20 protein-coding genes are annotated in these 19,403 nt (G+C 73.3%); 14 read left to right on the forward strand and 6 right to left on the reverse strand.

The annotated features are described in order from the left end of the window. The first annotated feature begins 214 nt into the window (after nucleotides 1-214). The 3 genes from ACIQGQ_RS19435 to ACIQGQ_RS19445 are packed head-to-tail and all read left to right on the forward strand — an operon-like array spanning nucleotide 215 to nucleotide 3,058. A complete protein-coding gene (locus ACIQGQ_RS19435; RefSeq protein WP_402397376.1) occupies nucleotides 215-1,093 on the forward strand; it encodes a hypothetical protein in 879 nt (292 codons plus the stop codon). Then, nucleotides 1,090-2,280 carry a type VII secretion-associated serine protease mycosin gene (gene mycP, locus ACIQGQ_RS19440; protein WP_402397379.1) on the forward strand — a complete coding sequence of 397 codons (1,191 nt, stop codon included), beginning with the start codon at nucleotides 1,090-1,092 and terminating at the stop codon, nucleotides 2,278-2,280. Before ACIQGQ_RS19435 ends, mycP begins: the two co-directional genes overlap by 4 nt. A gap of 49 nt (nucleotides 2,281-2,329) precedes the next feature. Beyond that, complete coding sequence (locus ACIQGQ_RS19445) at nucleotides 2,330-3,058, forward strand: SseB family protein (RefSeq protein ID WP_402397382.1); 729 nt, start codon at nucleotides 2,330-2,332, stop codon at nucleotides 3,056-3,058. Nucleotides 3,059-3,144: 86 nt separating this feature from the next. On the opposite strand, the gene ACIQGQ_RS19450 is transcribed toward ACIQGQ_RS19445, so the two are convergent. Beyond that, complete coding sequence (locus ACIQGQ_RS19450) at nucleotides 3,145-3,507, reverse strand: DUF1844 domain-containing protein (RefSeq protein ID WP_402397384.1); 363 nt, start codon at nucleotides 3,505-3,507, stop codon at nucleotides 3,145-3,147. A 342-nt stretch (nucleotides 3,508-3,849) separates the two neighbouring features. On the opposite strand from ACIQGQ_RS19450, the gene infC reads away from it, so the two are divergent. The 9 genes from infC to ACIQGQ_RS19495 all read left to right on the forward strand — a co-directional run bounded on the left by infC (nucleotide 3,850) and on the right by ACIQGQ_RS19495 (nucleotide 13,781). Further along, nucleotides 3,850-4,515: a translation initiation factor IF-3 gene (gene infC / locus ACIQGQ_RS19455; protein ID WP_366290312.1), complete on the forward strand. Its 666-nt coding sequence runs from the start codon at nucleotides 3,850-3,852 to the stop codon at nucleotides 4,513-4,515. Nucleotides 4,516-4,636: 121 nt separating this feature from the next. Beyond that, entirely contained in the window at nucleotides 4,637-4,831 is a 195-nt protein-coding gene (rpmI, locus tag ACIQGQ_RS19460; protein WP_352277545.1) for a 50S ribosomal protein L35, read from the forward strand. A gap of 124 nt (nucleotides 4,832-4,955) precedes the next feature. After that, a complete protein-coding gene (gene rplT / locus ACIQGQ_RS19465; protein ID WP_366290316.1) occupies nucleotides 4,956-5,339 on the forward strand; it encodes a 50S ribosomal protein L20 in 384 nt (127 codons plus the stop codon). A gap of 120 nt (nucleotides 5,340-5,459) precedes the next feature. Then, nucleotides 5,460-6,290 (forward strand): TrmH family RNA methyltransferase, encoded by an 831-nt coding sequence (locus ACIQGQ_RS19470; RefSeq protein ID WP_402397387.1) that lies wholly within the window; start codon nucleotides 5,460-5,462, stop codon nucleotides 6,288-6,290. A gap of 116 nt (nucleotides 6,291-6,406) precedes the next feature. Then, nucleotides 6,407-7,558 (forward strand): ATP-binding protein, encoded by a 1,152-nt coding sequence (locus tag ACIQGQ_RS19475; protein ID WP_402397390.1) that lies wholly within the window; start codon nucleotides 6,407-6,409, stop codon nucleotides 7,556-7,558. Nucleotides 7,559-7,773: 215 nt separating this feature from the next. After that, nucleotides 7,774-8,901, forward strand: coding sequence for a phenylalanine--tRNA ligase subunit alpha (pheS, locus tag ACIQGQ_RS19480; protein ID WP_402397392.1), 1,128 nt, complete (start codon nucleotides 7,774-7,776; stop codon nucleotides 8,899-8,901). Then, complete coding sequence (gene pheT / locus ACIQGQ_RS19485) at nucleotides 8,901-11,414, forward strand: phenylalanine--tRNA ligase subunit beta (protein WP_402397395.1); 2,514 nt, start codon at nucleotides 8,901-8,903, stop codon at nucleotides 11,412-11,414. The genes pheS and pheT overlap by 1 nt, the downstream gene beginning before the upstream one ends. A gap of 399 nt (nucleotides 11,415-11,813) precedes the next feature. Beyond that, nucleotides 11,814-13,163, forward strand: a complete 1,350-nt coding sequence (locus ACIQGQ_RS19490; protein WP_402397397.1) for a transcriptional regulator — start codon at nucleotides 11,814-11,816, stop codon at nucleotides 13,161-13,163. An 87-nt stretch (nucleotides 13,164-13,250) separates the two neighbouring features. Beyond that, nucleotides 13,251-13,781, forward strand: coding sequence for an NUDIX hydrolase (locus ACIQGQ_RS19495; RefSeq protein ID WP_402397400.1), 531 nt, complete (start codon nucleotides 13,251-13,253; stop codon nucleotides 13,779-13,781). Between the two features lie 87 nt (nucleotides 13,782-13,868). Here the strand turns inward: ACIQGQ_RS19495 and ACIQGQ_RS19500 are convergent, their stop codons facing one another. After that, nucleotides 13,869-14,729: a 3-hydroxybutyryl-CoA dehydrogenase gene (locus ACIQGQ_RS19500; RefSeq protein WP_366290337.1), complete on the reverse strand. Its 861-nt coding sequence runs from the start codon at nucleotides 14,727-14,729 to the stop codon at nucleotides 13,869-13,871. A gap of 224 nt (nucleotides 14,730-14,953) precedes the next feature. Between ACIQGQ_RS19500 and ACIQGQ_RS19505 the strand changes: the two genes are divergently transcribed. Continuing rightward, the gene (locus ACIQGQ_RS19505; RefSeq protein ID WP_402397404.1) at nucleotides 14,954-16,219 is read left to right on the forward strand and encodes a glycoside hydrolase family 10 protein; all 1,266 of its coding nucleotides are present in this window, start codon (nucleotides 14,954-14,956) and stop codon (nucleotides 16,217-16,219) included. A 61-nt stretch (nucleotides 16,220-16,280) separates the two neighbouring features. Here ACIQGQ_RS19505 and ACIQGQ_RS19510 read toward each other — a convergent pair whose 3' ends face one another. Beyond that, nucleotides 16,281-16,490 carry a DUF1918 domain-containing protein gene (locus ACIQGQ_RS19510; RefSeq protein WP_352277532.1) on the reverse strand — a complete coding sequence of 70 codons (210 nt, stop codon included), beginning with the start codon at nucleotides 16,488-16,490 and terminating at the stop codon, nucleotides 16,281-16,283. A 254-nt stretch (nucleotides 16,491-16,744) separates the two neighbouring features. Here ACIQGQ_RS19510 and ACIQGQ_RS19515 point away from each other — a divergent pair, with 254 nt between their 5' ends. Continuing rightward, a complete protein-coding gene (locus ACIQGQ_RS19515; protein ID WP_402397406.1) occupies nucleotides 16,745-17,320 on the forward strand; it encodes a histidine phosphatase family protein in 576 nt (191 codons plus the stop codon). Nucleotides 17,321-17,476: 156 nt separating this feature from the next. On the opposite strand, the gene ACIQGQ_RS19520 is transcribed toward ACIQGQ_RS19515, so the two are convergent. The 3 genes from ACIQGQ_RS19520 to ACIQGQ_RS19530 form a co-directional block, all read right to left on the reverse strand. Beyond that, nucleotides 17,477-18,220 (reverse strand): Clp protease N-terminal domain-containing protein, encoded by a 744-nt coding sequence (locus ACIQGQ_RS19520; RefSeq protein WP_402397409.1) that lies wholly within the window; start codon nucleotides 18,218-18,220, stop codon nucleotides 17,477-17,479. A 66-nt stretch (nucleotides 18,221-18,286) separates the two neighbouring features. Beyond that, nucleotides 18,287-18,787 (reverse strand): hypothetical protein, encoded by a 501-nt coding sequence (locus ACIQGQ_RS19525; protein WP_402397411.1) that lies wholly within the window; start codon nucleotides 18,785-18,787, stop codon nucleotides 18,287-18,289. Nucleotides 18,788-18,902: 115 nt separating this feature from the next. Then, nucleotides 18,903-19,400, reverse strand: coding sequence for a peptidylprolyl isomerase (locus ACIQGQ_RS19530; protein ID WP_366290351.1), 498 nt, complete (start codon nucleotides 19,398-19,400; stop codon nucleotides 18,903-18,905). Nucleotides 19,401-19,403 lie beyond the last annotated feature (3 nt).

Genomic DNA, 19,403 nt, shown 5'->3' on the forward strand with positions numbered 1-19,403 from the left:
CGCCCCGCCGCACCCCGCCGCGCCGCACCCCGTCGTGCCGCCGTCCGCCGTGCCCGGCCCTTCCCCGGAGACCACGACCCGGCTCCGGCCCGTCCCGCCGGCCCCCGCCGCGCCTCCCGCCGGCGCCCCCGTTCCCGCCCCGGCCCCCGGGCCCGGGATCCCGCCGGTCCCCGCACAGCCGCCCGCGGCCACCCGGCGCAGGCCCGTCGGAGCGGTGGACCTGACACCGCCCCCGGGAGCCCCGCCGCGCCCCGGCCCGTACGTGTACCCGAGGCCGTTCGCCGCCCCGCGCCCCGAGACGCCCGCCGAGACCACCACCCGGCTGCGCCCGATCCGCACCCGCCATCCCGCCCGGACGGCGGCCGCCGCGGTCTGCGTCGTGCTCGGCCTCGGGCTGATCGGCGGCGCGGCCACCGGGGCCTGGCTCACCAGCGACTCCTCGGCCGACGGCGCGAGCGGCGCCTACGCGGTGGGCCGGTCCGCCTGGCACAGCGTCCCCGTGGACACCCTCTTCCCCCGCACGCTGCGCGGCGACGGGGCGGGCCCCGGCGGCGCCGACCGGGTCTGGACGCGCCTCGCCGTCGCCCCGGACAGCGGCTGCGGCCCCGCCCTGGACCCGCTGCTGGCCCGGGCGCTCGGCCCGGCCGGCTGCGAACGGCTGGTCCGCGCCACCTACGTCGACGCCACCACCAGCAGCGTCACCACCGTCGGCATCGTCTTCACCGAGGGCGACGCGGCCGCGATGAAGGCCCTGAGCGCCCGCTTCGCCGACCAGCGTCTGGACCGGCGCACCGATCTGATGCCCCGCGCCTACCCGATCAAGGGAACGGCCGCCGCCGGATTCGGCGACCGGCAGCGGGCCAGTTGGTCGGTCCATGTGCTGACCGAGGCGCCCGCCGTCGTCTTCGCGGTCTCCGGCTTCGCCGACGGACGTACCGTCACCGACCCGCAGCCCGCCGCGGCTGCCGTGACCGAGGGCGCCACGACCGCCGCCGCCCAGGCCGGAATGGGCCACGAGGCCAAGGGCATCGCCGACCGGATCGAGCGCGGCCTGCGCCGTACCGTCACCGACCTCATGGAGAAGCCGGAATGAGCCGCAGCCGACGCCGGCACCGCGTCCTCGGCGCGGTCTGCGCCGCCACCGCGCTCGCGCTGCTGCCCGCGCACCCGGCCGGCGCCGACGCCATCCGGGACCAGCAGTGGGGACTCGACGCGCTCCACACCGGCCAGGCCTGGCGGACCACCAAGGGCCGGGGCGTCACCGTCGCCGTCGTCGACACCGGCGTGGACGGCAGCCTGCCCGACCTGGCCGGCCAGGTGCTGCCCGGCAAGGACATGATCGGCTTCGGAGCCCGCCGGGGCGACCGCTCCTGGGCCCGGCACGGTACGGCGATGGCGGGCATCATCGCGGGCCGCGGGCACGGCCCGGCCCGCGACGACGGGGTGCTCGGCATCGCGCCCGAGGCGAGGATCCTCCCCGTCCGGGTGATCCTCGAAGCCTCCGACCCGGCCCGCTCCAAGGCCCGCAAGTCACGCGGCACGGCCCTCGCCGACGGCATCCGGTGGGCCGCCGACCACGGCGCCGACGTCATCAACCTCTCGCTCGGCGACGACAGCAGGTCCGCCCACCCCGAGGCGGGCGAGGACGCCGCCATCCGGTACGCGCTGGGCAAGGGGGCCGTCGTGGTGGCCTCCGCCGGCAACGGGGGCGAGAAGGGCGACCACATCTCGTACCCCGCCGCCTACCCCGGGGTGATCGCGGTCGCCGCCGTCGACCGGTACGGCACCCACGCCGCGTTCTCCACCCGCCGCTGGTACGCCACGGTCAGCGCCCCCGGGGTCGATGTCGTCGTCGCCTCGCCGGACCGCCAGTACTACGTGGAGTGGGGCACCTCCGCCGCCGCCGCGTTCGTCTCGGGCGCCGTCGCGCTGGTCCGCGCCGCCCACCCCGGACTGTCGCCCGCCCAGATCAAGAAGCTGCTCACCGACACGGCTCGCGGCGCCCCCGCGTCCGGCCGCGACGACGCCCGCGGCTACGGCATCGTCGACCCGGCCGCGGCGATCGAGGCCGGGGCGGCGCTCCGCCCCGCCGGGATGCGCGCCGAATCCGCCGAGGCCGGCTACCGGAAGCGGTACTTCGGCCCGGGACCGGCCGCCGCGCACCACGACGGCGGGCCGGCCGGCTGGCTCGCCGCCGGCGCGGGCGGCCTCGGCGCGGTCCTGCTGGCCACCGCCGTGGTGCTCTGGCGCGGCCGGGGCCGCACCGCCGCCCGGCGCTGACCCCCGCCCTGTTGCCGGGGCGGGAGGACCCAGGCACTACGCTCGCCCTGTGGCGCAGAAGAACATTCCGGACCCCGGATACTCCGACGACGACGGCTCCGCCGACCCGGCACTCACCGCGGCCCTGGCGGCCTGGGCCGAGGACCGCACAGCGGTGGGCCCGGTGCTCGAAGCCCTCCGGGGCACCCGGCTGCTGGTCCCGGTCGTCGCCGTCCTGGGGGAGGTGGAGGAGGACGAGAACGGGCTGCGTCGGGAGAAGACCAGCGACATGGCCGTCCCCACGCTCCAGGCGGGCGACCGCCGCGCCCTGCCGGCCTTCACCTCCACCGACTCGCTGGCCCGCTGGGACCCGGCGGCCCGCCCCGTCGCCGTCCCCCTGCACCAGGCGCTGCAGGCCGCCGCGCACGAGAAGGCGGACACGGTCGTCCTCGACATGGCCGGACCGGTCGCCTTCGAACTGACCGGCCCCGCGCTGCTCGCCCTCGCCGAGGGCCGCACCAGCGCCGACCCGCTGGACGACCCCGCCGTCACCTCGGCGGTGCGCGAGGCGGTCGCCGCCGAGCCCACCGTCCTCCGGGCCCACCTCGGCCCCGGCAGCACCGACGGCACCCTCGCCCTGGTCCTCGCCCCCGGCGCGGAGCCCGCCGAGGCGGCCCGCCGGGTCGCCGGGCGGCTGGCGGCCGACGAGACCCTCCGCGCCCGCCTGGTGCGCGGACTGGACCTCGCCCTGCTGCCGGCCGACGCCGCCGCGCCGGGCGAGCCCCTGTTCACCCGCTGAACGCGCGGACCCCGCCGAACGCGTGAGCCCCCTGCCGGTGTGCGGCAGGGGGCTCACGCGTTCACGGACCGGGGGACTCCCGGTTCTCAGCCGAAGACGGGACCGGTGTACTTCTCGCCGGGGCCCTGACCGGGCTCGTCCGGCACCAGCGAGGCCTCGCGGAAGGCCAGCTGGAGCGACTTCAGGCCGTCCCGCAGCGGGGCCGCGTGGAAGGAGCTGATCTCCGTGGTACTGGCGTCCAGCAGGCCGGCCAGCGCGTGGACGAGCTTGCGGGCCTCGTCGAGGTCCTTGTGCTGGTCGCCGTCCTCGGTCAGCCCGAGCTTCACGGCGGCGGCGCTCATCAGATTGACCGCGACCGTCACGATCACCTCGACCGCGGGCACCTCCGCGATGTCGCGGGCCATGTCGTCGAAGCCGGGGGAATCACTGCTGGGGGTCGCGTCACTCATGGGCCTTACGATAGGCCCACCCCGCAGCCGCCCCGTCCGCGGGAGCGGCGGACGGCAGCGGGTTAGCGCGTGCCCCGGGGAGCTGCTAACCTTGTGTAACGACCGGCTGGGCAGCTATGTGCCCGGCCCACAAGTGGAGGCTCCGATCTCCCACCTGACCGCCCCATCGGGCGGCGGGTCATCCGGTCAGGCGGTGGCCATCGTTCCGTACGGACGATGGGACCGCCCGATGTGCCCCGCGGTTGACCGCGGTGGTTCCGGTTGTTCCAGGAGCCCCGCCTGTGTCCCGTCCGGGGCATTTTTCATGCACTGGTGCGGTTGGTTTTAGGAAACAGACGTTACGTGGCTGTCCGCCAGGCGGCCGCGTGGTGCTACCGAGGAGGATCCATCAGCGCCGAGCCCCGCATCAACGACCGGATTCGCGTTCCCGAGGTGCGACTTGTCGGTCCCAGCGGCGAGCAGGTCGGGATTGTCCCGCTTGCCAAGGCCCTGGAGCTCGCACAGGAGTACGACCTCGACCTGGTCGAGGTGGCGGCGACCGCCCGTCCGCCCGTGTGCAAGCTCATGGACTACGGGAAGTTCAAGTACGAGTCGGCCATGAAGGCCCGTGAGGCGCGCAAGAACCAGGCGCACACGGTCATCAAGGAGATGAAGCTCCGGCCGAAGATCGACCCGCACGACTACGACACCAAGAAGGGTCACGTCGTCCGGTTCCTCAAGCAGGGCGACAAGGTCAAGATCACGATCATGTTCCGTGGTCGTGAGCAGTCCCGACCCGAGCTGGGCTTCCGTCTGCTCCAGCGTCTGGCTTCGGACGTGGAGGAACTCGGCTTCATCGAGTCCAACCCGAAGCAGGACGGCCGGAACATGATCATGGTTCTGGGCCCGCACAAGAAGAAGACCGAAGCCATGGCCGAGGCACGTGAGGCCCAGGCCGCCCGCAAGGCGGAGCGCCAGGGTTCCACCCCCGACGCCGAGGCTCCGGCCGAGACACCTTCCGAGGCCTGACCCCAGGGGCCGCCAACCAGGCGGCCCCGGGTCTCCCCGGAAGCCCCCATCAAGATCTGACGCCCCTGCTGTCCGGTGCCCGCACCGCGAGGGGCGCCACTGACGAGGAGAGAACGGCGCGATGCCGAAGAACAAGACCCACAGCGGTACCAGCAAGCGCTTCAAGATCACCGGCTCCGGCAAGGTGCTCCGTGAGCGCGCGGGCAAGCGCCACCTTCTTGAGCACAAGTCGTCCAAGAAGACCCGCTCGCTGACCGGCACGGTCGTGGCGGCTCCGGCCGACGCCAAGAAGATCAAGAAGCTTCTCGGCAAGTGAGTCCGCGGCCCGCGGTGAATCCGTGGGCGGCGCATTCGCGGGCGGTGCATTCGCCCCAGACCGGGACCGAATCGTTTTCGGGTCGTGTGAGTCCAACCACGGCCCCGCTACAAGGAGTTAACAAGTGGCACGCGTCAAGCGGGCAGTAAACGCTCACAAGAAGCGTCGGGCGATCCTCGAGCAGGCCAGCGGCTACCGGGGCCAGCGTTCCCGCCTGTACCGCAAGGCGAAGGAGCAGGTCACCCACTCCCTCGTCTACAACTACAACGACCGCAAGAAGCGCAAGGGCGACTTCCGTCAGCTGTGGATCCAGCGCATCAACGCCGCTGCCCGCCAGAACGGCATGACGTACAACCGCCTCATCCAGGGTCTGAAGGCCGCCAACGTCGAGGTGGACCGCAAGATCCTGGCCGAGCTCGCGGTCAACGACAGCAACGCGTTCGCCGCTCTCGTCGAGGTTGCCCAGAAGGCCCTCCCGAGCGACGTCAACGCCCCGAAGGCCGCCTGATCCAGGTCGCACCTCCAGCCTTCCGAGCCGGACCCGCAGGCGCCCGCCGTCTGCGGGTCCGGTGCGTTGCACGACCGTTTCGCACGTCCGCCCCCTCCGTACCCAGAGAGGCCGCCGACCATGGGCACCCCCGAACTGATCTCCCCGCGATCCCCGCGCGTCACCGCCGCCCGGCGGCTGGCCAAGCGCAACTTCCGCGGCAAGGAGCGCCGGTTCATCGCCGAGGGGCCGCAGGCCGTGCGGGAGGCCGCCGAGCACCGCGGCGGTGACGGCACCCCCACCCTGACCGAGCTGTTCGCCACGGTCGAGGCGGCCGAGCGGTACGCCGACATCGTCGCCGCCGCCCACGAGGCGGGCGCCCGGGTGCACCTCGCCGACAGCGGCGTGCTCGCCGACGTCTCGCAGACCGTCACCCCGCAGGGGCTGATCGGCGTCTGCCGCTTCCTGGACACCCCGTTCGAGGAGATCCTCGCCGCCGGGCCGAGACTCGTCGCCGTCCTCGCCCACGTACGCGACCCCGGCAACGCCGGTACGGTGCTGCGCTGCGCCGACGCGGCGGGCGCCGACGCCGTGGTGCTCACCGACGCCTCGGTGGACCTCTACAACCCCAAGTCCGTCCGGGCCTCGGTCGGCTCGCTCTTCCACCTGCCGGTCGCCGTCGGCGTACCGGTCGAGCAGGCCGTGAGCGGGCTGCGGGAGGCGGGCGTGCGCATCCTCGCCGCCGACGGGGCGGGCGCCGACGACCTCGACGACGAGCTCGACGCCGGGACCATGGGAGGCCCGACCGCCTGGGTCTTCGGCAACGAGGCGTGGGGCCTGCCCGAGGAGACCCGGGCGCTGGCCGACGCCGTCGTGCGGGTGCCCATCCACGGCAGGGCGGAGAGCCTCAACCTGGCCACGGCGGCGGCCGTCTGCCTGTACGCCTCCGCGCGGGCCCAGCGCCGGAGCTGACCCCGCGGGCCGGCCGGTCCCCCAGAGCCACCGCAGGGTGTCGCTCCGTCACCGACGACTAGTAGGGTGGCGCACTCGGGGCCCACTGCACCGGTTCGAGAGGTGGGATAGGGGATATGGCTGTCGGCATGAGCAGGCCGTACGGGACGCACGCGGCCGTCGTGCACGCCGGTGGACCCCTCGCGGCGGACGGCATCGCGGAGCCCGGGGCCGTCTCCACGGGCCTCGCCCCCGACGACCTGCCCGACGGCCTGGTCGTCGCCGACGAGACCGGCCGGATCATCTGCTTCAACTCCGCCGCCGTCCGGATCACCGCGGTGCCCCGGGACACCGCCCTCGGCAGCCCCCTGGAGAGCGCCCTGCCCCTGGAGGACCTCAAGGGCCGCCGCTGGTGGCCCCTGACCGACCCGTACGGCGGGCTCGCCACCCGGGTCGGCCAGCCCGAGCGCCATCTGCTGCTGCCCTGCGGCCGGGAGGTCCTGGTCTCCGCCCGCTACGTGCGCGAGTACCCGACCGGGCCGGTGCGCCGGGTGGTGGTGTCGCTGCGCGGCACCGAGGCCCGCCGCCGCAACGAGCGCAGCCATGCCGAGCTGATCGCCACGGTCGCCCACGAGCTGCGCTCCCCGCTGACCTCCGTCAAGGGCTTCACCGCGACCCTTCTTGCCAAGTGGGAGCGGTTCACCGACGACCAGAAGCGCCTGATGCTGGAGACGGTCGACGCCGACGCCGGCCGGGTCACCCGGCTCATCGCCGAGCTGCTCGACATCTCCCGGATCGACTCGGGCCGCCTGGAGCTGCGCCGCCAGCCCGTCGACCTCTCCGCCGCCGTTGAACGCCACGTCCAGGCCCTCACGGCCGGCGGCCTCCCGCCCGACCGCTTCCTCGTCCGCACCTGCCAGCCGCTGCCCGCGGTCTGGGCCGACCCGGACAAGGTCGACCAGGTGCTCGGCAACCTCCTGGAAAACGCGGTGCGGCACGGCGAGGGAACCGTCACCATTGACGTCGAACCCGCACCCGCGAAGAGCGACGAGAAGGGAACGGCCGTCACCGTGAGCGATGAGGGCTCCGGCATCCCCGAGGAGTCGATGGGCCGTGTCTTCACCCGCTTCTGGCGGGGGAGCAAGCGCGGCGGCACGGGCCTCGGCCTCTACATCGTCAAGGGCATCGTCGAGGCGCACGGCGGAACGATCACGGTCGGCCGCGGCCCCGGCGGCGGCGCGGAGTTCCGATTTATTCTGCCGGTGAGCACGCCGGCGTACATGAACTGAGGGCCGTCCCGTCACCCGGCCCGGTCGCGGAGCGATCGAGCGGGCCGGCGGCGGGCCACGGGCGGGACCGGACCGCCCACGGACCCTTTGCACATCCGGTGGCCCTTAGACTCGACCTTTGGCACCTTTGCGTCCTCCAGTCGTCGATCGGGGCCATGGGGGCCGGGACGTTCCCCGGCAAGCGCAGTATCAGCCAATCGGAAGCACGGGAAGAGATGTCGGCACCGAACAAGTCGTACGACCCAGTCGAGGTCGAGGCACTGAAACCGGAAGAGATCGAGCGCATGCGGGACGAGGCGCTCGCCGCCTTCGCCGCCGCCGGTGACCTCGACGCGCTCGCCCAGGCGAAGACCGCGCACACGTCGGGCACGTCGCCGCTGTCGCTCGCCAACCGCGAGATCGGCGCACTGCCGCCGCAGGCCAAGGCCGAGGCCGGCAAGCGTGTGGGCCAGGCCCGCGCCGCCGTCGGCCGCGCCCTCGCGGCCCGCCAGACGGAGCTGGAGGCCGAGCGGGACGCCCGCGTGCTGGTCGAGGAGGCGGTGGATGTCACACTGCCGTACGACCGCGTCCCGGCCGGGGCCCGGCACCCGCTGACGACGATCATGGAGCGCGTCGCGGACGTCTTCGTCGCCATGGGCTACGAGATCGCGGAGGGCCCCGAGGTCGAGGCGGAGTGGTTCAACTTCGACGCCCTGAACTTCGTGCCCGACCACCCGGCCCGGCAGATGCAGGACACCTTCTTCGTCCAGGGCGCCGACGGCGCCAAGACCGACGAGTCCGGTGTCGTGCTGCGCACCCACACCTCGCCGGTCCAGGCCCGCACTCTGCTCGACCGCGAGCCCCCGGTCTACGTGGTCTGCCCCGGCCGCGTCTACCGCACCGACGAGCTCGACGCCACGCACACCCCGGTCTTCCACCAGATCGAGCTGCTCGCCGTCGACGAGGGCCTCACCATGGCCGACCTCAAGGGCACCCTCGACCACATGGTCCAGGCGCTCTTCGGCCCGGACATGAAGACCCGGCTCCGGCCGAACTTCTTCCCGTTCACCGAGCCGTCCGCCGAGATGGACATGGTCTGCTACGTCTGCCGCGGCGCGTCCGTCGGCAACCCGGACCGCCCCTGCCGCACCTGCGGCAGCGAGGGCTGGATCGAGCTCGGCGGCTGCGGCATGGTCAACCCGAAGGTGCTCACCGCCTGCGGCGTCGACCCCGAGAAGTACAGCGGATTCGCCTTCGGGTTCGGCATCGAACGGATGCTGATGTTCCGCCACAACGTAGAAGACATGCGAGACATGGTCGAGGGTGACATCCGGTTCACCCGGCCGTTCGGGATGGAGATCTGATGCGCGTCCCGCTTTCCTGGCTGCGGGAATACGTCGACCTGCCGGCGACGGAGACCGGCCGCGACGTACAGGCCAAGCTCGTCGGCGTCGGCCTGGAGGTCGAGACCGTCGAGCAGCTCGGCGCCGGCCTCAAGGGCCCGCTGGTCGTCGGACAGGTGCTGACCATCGAGGAGCTGGAGGGCTTCAAGAAGCCGATCCGCTTCTGCACGGTCGACGTCGGCGACGCCAACGGCACCGGCGAGCCGCAGGAGATCGTCTGCGGCGCCCGCAACTTCGCCGTCGGCGACAAGGTCGTCGTGGTCCTCCCGGGCGCCGTGCTGCCCGGCGACTTCGCGATCGCCGCCCGCAAGACGTACGGCAAGACCTCGCACGGCATGATCTGCTCCACCGACGAGCTCGGCATGGGCGACGACGGCACGCACGGCATCATCGTGCTGCCGCCGGAGCACGAGGCGGGCACCGACGCGATCGAGCTGCTCCAGCTCGTCGACGAGGTCCTCGACATCGCCGTCACGCCCGACCGGGGCTACTGCCTCTCCCTGCGCGGCGTCGCCCGCGAGACCGCCATCGCGTACGGGCTGCCGCTGCGCGACCCGGCGCTGCTGGACGTGCCCGCGCCGAACGCGTACGGCTACCCGGTCAAGATCGCCGACCCGATCGGATGCGACCGCTTCACCGCGCGCACCGTCGTCGGCCTCCAGCCCGAGGCCCGTTCCCCGATCTGGCTCCAGCGCCGGCTGCAGAAGGCCGGGATGCGCCCGATCTCGCTCGCCGTCGACGTCACCAACTACGTGATGCTGGAGCTCGGCCAGCCGCTGCACGCCTACGACCGCACCCGCGTCGACGGGCCGATCGGGGTCCGCCGCGCCCAGCAGGGCGAGAAGCTCACCACCCTCGACGGCACGGTCCGCGTGCTGGACGCCGAGGACCTGGTCATCACCGACAACCGCGGGCCGATCGGCCTCGCGGGCGTCATGGGCGGCGCCAACACCGAGATCGCGGACGTCGAGGAGGGTGAGCACCGCACCACCGAGGTCGTCATCGAGGCCGCGCACTTCGACGCGATCTCGATCGCCCGGACGGCGCGCCGCCACAAGCTGTCCTCCGAGGCGTCCAAGCGCTTCGAGCGCGGCGTCGACCCGCAGGCCGCCGCTGCCGCCGCGCAGCGCACCGTCGACCTGCTGGTGCTGCTCGCCGGCGGCACCGCCGAGGCCGGGGTCACCGAGATCAGCGCGCCCTCCGCGCCCCGCACCATCGCGATGCCCGCCGACCACCCCGACCGGGTGGCCGGTGTCGCGTACGGCCGCGAGACCGTCGTACGCCGCCTCCAGGAGGTCGGCTGCGACGTCTACGGGCAGGACGAGCTGATCGTCACCGCGCCGTCCTGGCGCCCCGACCTCTGCGAGCCGAACGACCTCGCCGAGGAGGTCATCCGGCTGGAGGGCTACGAGAACCTCCCGTCCACCCTTCCCACCCCGCCGTCCGGCCGGGGGCTCACCGACCGCCAGCGGCTGCACCGCCGCATCGGCCGGGCGCTCGCCGGGGCCGGCTACGTGGAGGCGCTGAACTACCCGTTCATCGGCGAGGCCGTCCTCGACCAGCTCGGGCTCGACAGCGAGGACGACCGCCGCCGCACCGTCCGCCTCGTCAACCCGCTCTCCGACGAGGAGCCCGCGCTGCGCACCACGCTGCTGCCCGGACTGCTCGGCGCGCTGCGGCGCAACGACGGCCGCGGCAGCCACGACCTCGCGCTCTTCGAGACCGGCCTGGTCTTCCGGCCGACCGGCGGCGAGACCAAGGCCGTCCGGCTGCCCGTCGACCACCGTCCCGCCGACGAGCAGATCGCCGCGCTCGACGCCGCGCTGCCGCGTCAGCCGCGCCGGGCCGCGGTGGTCCTCGCGGGCGCCCGCGAGCAGGCCGGCTGGTGGGGCAAGGGCCGTCCGGCCGACTGGGCGGACGCCGTCGAGGCCGCCCGCACCATCGCCGGCGAGGCCGGTGTCGAGCTGATCGTCCGCAGCGACCGCCACGCCCCGTGGCACCCGGGCCGCTGCGCCGCGCTGTACGTCCTGGTCGACGGCGAGGAGACCCTCTTCGGCCACGCCGGCGAGCTGCACCCGCGGGTCGTCAAGGACCTCCACCTCCCCGAGCGCAGCTGCGCCATGGAGGTCGAGCTCGACGTACTGGAGCAGGCCGTCGACGGCGCGCTCCGGGCGCCGCGGATCTCCACCTTCCCGGTGGCGACCCAGGACGTCGCACTGGTCGTCGCGGAGAACGTCCCGGCCGCCGACGTGGAGCGGGCGCTGCGCGAGGGCGCGGGCGAACTCCTCGAATCGGTGCGGCTGTTCGACGTCTTCACCGGCGAGCAGATCGGCGAGGGCCGCAAGTCCCTGGCGTACGCGCTCCGCTTCCGCGCGGCGGACCGCACGCTGACCGTCGACGAGGCGTCGGCGGCGCGCGACGCGGCGGTGGCGCTCGCCACCGAGCGGACGGGCGCGGTGCTGCGCGGCGCGTAGCGTCCGCACCCCGCACGGAACAGCAAGGAGGGGCGCACCCGGCCATCGGGTGCGCCCCTCCCGCGTGCTCGCCGGGCGGTGAGGACCGCGTCCGGGCCGGTGGCCCGGCTCCACCCTCCGATCGATGGGCAGTGGGCCGTGCGGTCCGGCACCGTCCGTACCGCCGCGGAGTGTCGGGCAGGTCGGCGGGACGGACGGTGCGGGAGCGGGCCGTCGTGCTGTACGAGGGGGAGCAGACGACCCGGCCGCCTCTTGCGAGACGACTGATTCAACCGATCTCCGGGCCGGTGCGACAGGGTGCGCGGCGGGACGGTTCGGGCATTGCATTCACACCCCGTGTGAATCGTGCTCCACTGGTGTGACACGTCTCGGCGTGCCGAACCACCTAAAGGGGCACACATGGGGGCAACGGAGCCCAACGTTCTGCTGGCTGCCCTGATCGAGGAGGCGGGGGTCTCCCGGGCCGGTCTGGCCGCGCACATCAACCGGGCCGGGCGGGTCCGCGGTCTGCGGCTGCGGTACGAGCACACCGCGGTGGCCCGCTGGCTGAAGGGGCAGCGCCCGCGCGGCGAGGTGCCCGACCTGATCTGCGAGGTGCTCGGCCACCGGCTGAGCAGGCCCGTCGCGCTCGCCGACATCGGCATGGCGGCCCCGGGCACCGGCGCGGTGGTGCCCGCCTCCCCGCTGGGCGGCTTCGTCGAGCGGGCCACCGCGCTGTGGCGGTCCGACGACGCCCGGAGCCCGCGGGGCCTCGTCCCCGCGGCCGTCACCGGCACGGCGGCGGTGATGCCGGTCTGGGAGTGGGAGAACCCTCCGGAGGACCTCGACGTGTCCCGCGACGGGCCGACCCGGGTCTCCATGGCCGACATAGTGACGTTGCGCGCGGCCCGTGCCCACTACGAACTGATGTACCGCCGGGCGGGCGGGATCGCGACCCGCTCCCGCGTCGTCGGCTTCCTCAACGCCGGGACCGCACCGCTGCTGCGCGGCGGCTACAGCGACGCGATGGGGCGGCGGCTGCACCGGGCGGCGGGCGGCCTGGTCGCGGTCGCCGGGATCTGCGCCTACGACTCCGACGCGCACGGCCTCGCCCAGCGCTACTTCCACCAGGCGCTCCGGCTGGCGAAGGCGAGCGGCGACCGGGGGTTCGGCGGCTATGTGATCGCCCTGCTGGTCAACCAGTCGCTGCTGCTCGCCGACTACCGGCAGTCGGTGGCCTTCGCCCAGGCGGCGCTGCGGGCGGCCAAGGGGCACATCAGCCCCGCGCTCGCCGCCGACCTGTACGCGATGCAGGCCAAGGCGTACGCCCGGCTCGGCGACGCGGCCGGTGCGCGGGAGTGCATCCGGCGCGCCGAGGCGGAGGCCGCCCGGATCACCCCGGGCCGGGAGCCGGACGAGACCGGGTACGTCCAGCCGGGGCTGGTCGACGTGCAGGTGGCCGAGGCGCTGCTGGGGATCGGTGATCTGCCCGGTGCCCGGGAGCATGCCGCCAACGCCGTGCGCACCCCCGCGCACGACCGGGGCCGGGTGCACCGGCTCGCGATGCTCACCCATGTCGAGCTCCGCCAGGGCGAGGCGGACCGGGCGGCGGCCACGGCGGTGGAGATGGCGGAGCGGGCCCGGGGCATGGAGTCGCGGCGGCTGCGCGACCGGCTGTGCGCCGTGCGCGAGGAGTTGATCGCGAGCGGCTGTGCGGACGCGGGCCGGGCCGCCGAACTGATCGACGGAGCGCTCCGCGTGCCGCTGTGAGCCGTCTTCCGCCTGGACCGGTGCGTTCCGTTCCGGTGCCGCTCCTGCTGCGATATTGCCACCTCTTCGTCGAAAGGCGGCAGAAACGTGCAGTGGGCGAATCTGAACGAACAGACCGTGTACGAGAATCGCTGGTTCCGGGTCAACCTCGCGGATGTGGTCGTCCCCGGCGGCCAGCACCTCGACCACTACCTCATCCGGCTGCGTCCGGTCGCGGCGGCCACCGTCGTCAACGCGGCCGACGAGGTGCTGCTGCTCTGGCGGCACCGGTTCATCACGGACAGCTGGGGCTGGGAGCTGGCCGCCGGGGTCGTGGAGGACGGTGAGGACCTCGCGTCCGCCGCCGCCCGGGAGATGGAGGAGGAGACCGGCTGGCGCCCCGGCCCGCTCCGTCCGCTGCTGACCGTCGAGCCCTCCAACGGGCTCACCGACGCCCGGCACCACCTCTACTGGTCCGAGGAGGCGGCCTGGACCGGCGAGCCCCGTGACGCCTTCGAGTCCTCGCGCCGGGAGTGGGTGCCGCTCAAGCTGGTGCCGGAGCTGATCGCCCGGGGCGAGGTCCCGGCGGCGGGCATGGCCGCCGGGCTGATGATGCTCCACCACTTACGGCTGGGGTGAGCGCCCTCCGGAGCGCCGGTGGACGCGTACGGGGCCGGCCCGGGGATCGCCCGGTCCGGCCCCGTACGAGGCGGCGTCCGCGGAGGGTCAGGCGTACGGGTAGAAGCCCGAGCCGGTCTTGCGGCCGAGCCGGCCCGCGTCCACCATGCGCTGGAGCAGCGGCGGGGCGGCGTACAGCGGCTCCTTGAACTCCGCGTACATCGAGTCGGCGACCGAGGCGACCGTGTCCAGCCCGATCAGGTCGGAGAGCTTGAGCGGGCCCATCGGGTGGGCGCAGCCGAGCTCCATGCCGTTGTCGATGTCCTCGCGGCTGGCGATGCCCGACTCGAACATCCGGATGGCGGAGAGCAGGTACGGGATCAGCAGCGCGTTGACCACGAAACCGGACCGGTCCTGCGCCCGGATCGGGTGCTTGCCCAGCACGTCCTGGACCAGCGCCTCGGAGCGCCGCACCGTCTCGTCGGACGTGGTCAGCGCCGGGATCAGCTCGACGAGCTTCTGCACCGGGGCCGGGTTGAAGAAGTGGATGCCGATGACCTGGTCGGGGCGGGAGGTCGCCACGGCCAGCTTCACCAGCGGGATGGAGGAGGTGTTCGAGGCGAGGATCGCGTCCTGCCGGGTCACCACCTGGTCGAGCACCTGGAAGATCTCGGTCTTGACCTGCTCGTTCTCGACCACGGCCTCGATGACGAGATCGCGGTCGGCGAACTCGCCCAGGTCGGTGGTGAAGGTCAGCCGGGCCAGCGTCTCGTCGCGCTCCTCGGCCGTGATCTTGCCGCGTTCGGCGGCCTTCGACAGGGAGGTGTGCAGCCGGGTGCGGCCGATCTCCAACGCCTCGCCGGTGGTCTCGGCCACCCGGACGTCGAGGCCGCTGCGGGCGCACACCTCGGCGATGCCCGCGCCCATCTGGCCACAACCCACCACTCCGACCCGTGCAATGTCGGCCATAGAGTCCGTCACCTCGTGCCTTTCGCTGTTCCGGGGGTCGCGGGTTCCCGTCTGATTCCGGTGCCCGCCCCGACCCCACGACGTTACTCGCGTCCTGCGGGTCGGCGAGGGCCGGGGCGGGCATGCTCTGCGTTACGCCTGATAACTGGGGCGACGGATGTTGACGACGAGCACAGAGAGACGGCAGGTGCAGCGAAATGCGGCAGATGGCCCGAAGAGGCATTGTGACGGGTGCGGCAGGTGTGGTCGCGGGGGTGATGGGCTCGGTCGTCGCGGCGGGTGACGCGGCGGCCGTCCCGGCCCGGCGGAACGACGTCCCGGGGACCGGCGCGGCGGGGCACCGGGGGCGCGGCCGCGCCGCCCGGCGCGAACTGCGCGGCATGTGGGTGGCGACCGTCGCCAATCTCGACTGGCCCTCGAAGGCGGGGCTGTCTGCGGCGGCGCAGAAGGCCGAGCTGATCGCGTACCTGGACAAGGCGGTGGACCTGCGGCTGAACACCGTCGTCCTCCAGGTCCGGCCGACCGCGGACGCGCTCTGGCCCTCGCCGTACGAGCCGTGGGCCCAGTACCTCACCGGCGTGCAGGGCAAGGACCCCGGCTGGGACCCGCTGGGCACCGCGGTGACCGAGGCGCACCGCCGGGGCCTGGAGCTGCACGCCTGGTTCAACCCGTACCGGGTCGCCAACCACACCGACCCGTCCCGCCTGGCCGCCACCCACCCGGCCAGGCTCCACCCCGACTGGGTCCTGCCGTACGGCGGGAAGCTCTACTACAACCCCGGCATCCCCGAGGTCCGCCGCTTCGTCCAGGACGCGATGCTCGACGCGGTCCGCCGCTACGACATCGACGCCGTTCACTGGGACGACTACTTCTACCCGTACCCGGTCGCCGGGCAGGTCTTCGACGACGACGCCACGTACGCGAAGTACGGTGCGGGCTTCCCGGACAAGGCGGCCTGGCGGCGCGACAACACCGACCGGCTGGTGCGGGAGACCGCCGAGCGGATCAAGGAGATCAGGAAGAGCGTCCAGTTCGGCATCAGCCCGTTCGGGGTGTGGCGCAACGCCTCGACCGACCCGCTCGGCTCCGACACCAAGGCGGGGGTGCAGACGTACGACGACCTGCACGCCGACACCCGCGGCTGGGTCCGGAAGGGCTGGATCGACTACATCTGCCCGCAGATCTACTGGAACATCGGCTTCGCCGCCGCCGACTACGCCAAGCTGCTGACCTGGTGGAACGAGACCGTACGGGGGACCGGCGTCGACCTGTTCGTGGGCGAGGCGCTCTACAAGGCCGGCGACCCGGCCCAGCCCGCCGCCTGGCAGGACCCGGCCGAACTCTCCCGCCACCTCGACTTCGCCGCCGACCGGGACCAGGTCCGCGGCCATGTCTTCTTCTCCGGGAAGGACGTGGTCACCGACCGGATCGGGGCGATGGCCCGGGTGGTGGGCGACCACTACCGCAACCGGACCCGCCCGCCCCGCTGACGGGTGCCGCGGACGGGCCGGCCGGAGAACCGGACGGCCCGCCCGCGCCCCCGGGCACGGTCTACGCGGCCGGGGGCCGCTTCCGGGCGCCGGTGTGTTCCACGACGCTGTCGGGACCGGGCGAAATCAGATGTTCGTGTCCGTCGTCGGAGCGGACGCGGTACGGGGGAGTACCCCCGGCCCCGAGCACTTCGACGATCTCTGCGACCTTGTCGTGCTGGCCCACGGTCCGGCCGTGGGTGACCAGGCGGTCGCCGGTGCGTGCCTCCATCGGGACTGACCTCCTCCTGGGTGGCGGTCCATGTCGACAAGTCTATGTCTCGACCGGGACTTCGCCCGGTGAACGGTCCCGGCGGCGGCGCCCGGCCCACGACGCCGATCGGAAGGGGCCGCGCCGCCCATGGGAAGAGGGGAATCAGGCCAATCGGCCCCGGGTTCCGTCGCGCCGGGTCCGGAACGGCGGCGGGACGGACGGACCGGTGAAGGCCCTTGACCGACAGGATGTTCGGATCCACGATCGCCGCCATGACTTCCAGAGTCTCGTTGGTCGCGGCGGCACGCAGCTCCGGCCTGCTCGCCGAGCGCTTCGACGACGACCGGCCGCTGGACCACACCGGTCTGTACGAGATACGGCTGGCCGCGCCCGCCCTCGTCCCGCTGGGCGCCGCCGAACTGCGCTACTGCTCACCCACTCCGCGCAGCCGGGCGACCGGTGACGCGCTCGGCTTCGCCCCGCTCGTCCAGCCCGCCCTGCGCGACTGCGACATGGGCAGGTGGCGGGGGTGCACCCTCGCCGACGTCACGGCGTGCGAACCGGCCGCGGTCGACGCCTGGCTCGCGGACCCGCGCGCCGCCCCGCACGGCGGTGAGCCGCTGCTCGCCTTCATCACCCGGATCGGGGGCTGGCTGGACACCCGCCCGGTCTGCGACGGCGCCATCGTCGCCGTCGCCGAACCGGCGGTCGTCCGGGCCGCGCTGGTCTACGCGCTCAAGGCCCCGCCCTCGACGTACTGGAACGTGGACGTCGGACCGCTCTCGACGGTCACGCTCACCGGCGGGCCGGGGCGGTGGAGTCTGCGGCTCGAAGCGGGCGTGCGCTGACCGGTCCGCGGGAACGGGCAGGTCGGCGCCCGGTTCCCCGGCCGGCCCCGCCGCCCCGCCGCTGCCCTGCCCGGTGGGCTGCCGCTGGCCGAAACGCAACGGTGCGGGGACCGGTGCCGGTCGTCGTACCCGGCACCGGTCCCCGCCGGGCGGTGCCTACTCGCTCGGCTCGGTTCCGGTGAGCAGGGCGAGGGCCTCGGCGACGGCCGCCTCGATGGTGGGCTTGTCGAGGCCGAGCCCGGTCAGCACGCCCGAGCCGTCCTCCTGCTCCAGCAGGGCGAGCAGGATGTGCTCCGTCCCGACGTAGTTGTGGCCCATGCGCAGGGCCTCCCTGGCCGTCAGTTCGAGGGCCTTGCGGGCCCCGGTGTCGAACGGGGTGAGCGCGGGCAGTTCGCCGGTCGTGGCCGGGGGCAGCGCCTCGGTCGCGGCCCGGCGGACGTCCTCCAGCGTGACGCCCTGGGCCCTGATGAGGGCCGCGGCGAGTCCTTCCGGCTCGCTGAGCAGTCCGAGCACCAGGTGCGCGGGGCCGATCTCGTCGTTGTGCGCCGCGTGGGCCTCGTTCATCGAGGCCGTCACGACGTTGCGGGCGCGCGGGGTGAAGCGGCTGAACCCCTGGCTGGGGTCGAGGTCGGAGACCTCGCCGGGGTCCTTGGGCACGAAGCGCTTCTGGGCGGCCTGCCGGGTCACCCCCATGCTCTTGCCGATCTCGGTCCAGGAGGCGCCCGAGCGCCGGGCCTGGTCCACGAAGTGACCGATGAGGTGGTCGGCCACGTCGCCGAGGTGGTCCGCGGCGATCACCGCGTCGGAGAGCTGGTCGAGGGCGTCGGTGTGGGACTTCTTGATGGCCTCGATCAGGTCGTCGAGGCGCACGGGATGGGTCGGGCGGGTCGGATTCACCATGTGTCAACGGTAGGTTGACACCCTCCGACTGTCAACCTCTCGTTGACAGTCGGAGGGTGGTGGCTTTCACCCGTTGCAGAAGACGCACGAGTCCCAGTACCCGGGTGCGCACAGCACCCGGTGCCGTACGCACGAGGCCATGACGGCCTCCTCCGGGCCGGGGAAGGAGAGGGGGCGGTGCGGGGGCGCGGCGTACGCGGTGGCGGGGTCGAACGCCTCGACCATCTCCCGGTACTGCCGCAGGAACCCCTCCGCGTACGGCGGGTCGTAGTCCAGCTCGTCCCATCGGTGTCTGCGCAGCGCCAGGTCGAGCACCCGCAGGACGAAGTCCTTCGCCGCGGCCCGCTCGCCGGGCGAGCCGCCCCAGTCGATCTCCTCCAGGTCGAACCCGACCACCCCGCGCCCCACGGCGCCCTGGTCCTGGAAGGTCAGCAGAGTGGCGAAGCGGTACTCCCAGACGGTCTCGGCGAGATCGGACACCGCCAGCATCAGCACGTCGACGAAGACGTCCGTGCTCCCGTTGGACATGGACAGGGTGCGGCCCCCGCCCTCGAATGTGTTCCCCATCCCGGCACGGTAGCGAGGGTGCGGGGCCCCCGGGGCGCGTCCGCCGGAACGACGGAGCGCGCCGCCCGGCGTGGAGGCCGGGCGGCGCGCTCGTGTCAGTGCGTGCGGGAACGGATCAGAGGGTGCCGCAGTCCGCGATGGTGATCTTGGCGGAGGGGCGGCCGCTGCCCGAGCCGAGCGCCTCGATCTTCTTGACCAGCGCCATGCCGGCCTCGTCGTCGACCTCGCCGAACACCACGTGCTTGCCGTCCAGCCACGACGTCACGATCGTCGTGATGAAGAACTGCGAGCCGTTGGAGTCCGGGCCGGCGTTGGCCATGGAGAGCAGGCCCGGCTTGGTGTGCGCCAGCTTGAAGTTCTCGTCGGGGAACTTGGCACCGTAGATGCTCTTGCCGCCCGTGCCGTCGCCGCGGGTGAAGTCGCCGCCCTGGAGCATGAAGTCGGGGATGATCCGGTGGAAGGACGACCCCTTGTAGCCGAAGCCCTCCTCGCCCGTCGCCAGCTTGCGGAAGTTCTCCGCCGTCTTCGGGACGACGTCGTCGAACAGCTTGAAGGTGATCCGCCCGGCGGGCTCGTCGTTGATGGTGATGTCGAAATAAACCTTGCTCGTCATGGA

Origin of the sequence: Streptomyces sp. NPDC092952 (genome assembly GCF_044754785.1) — a bacterium.
Lineage (GTDB): Bacteria > Actinomycetota > Actinomycetes > Streptomycetales > Streptomycetaceae > Streptomyces.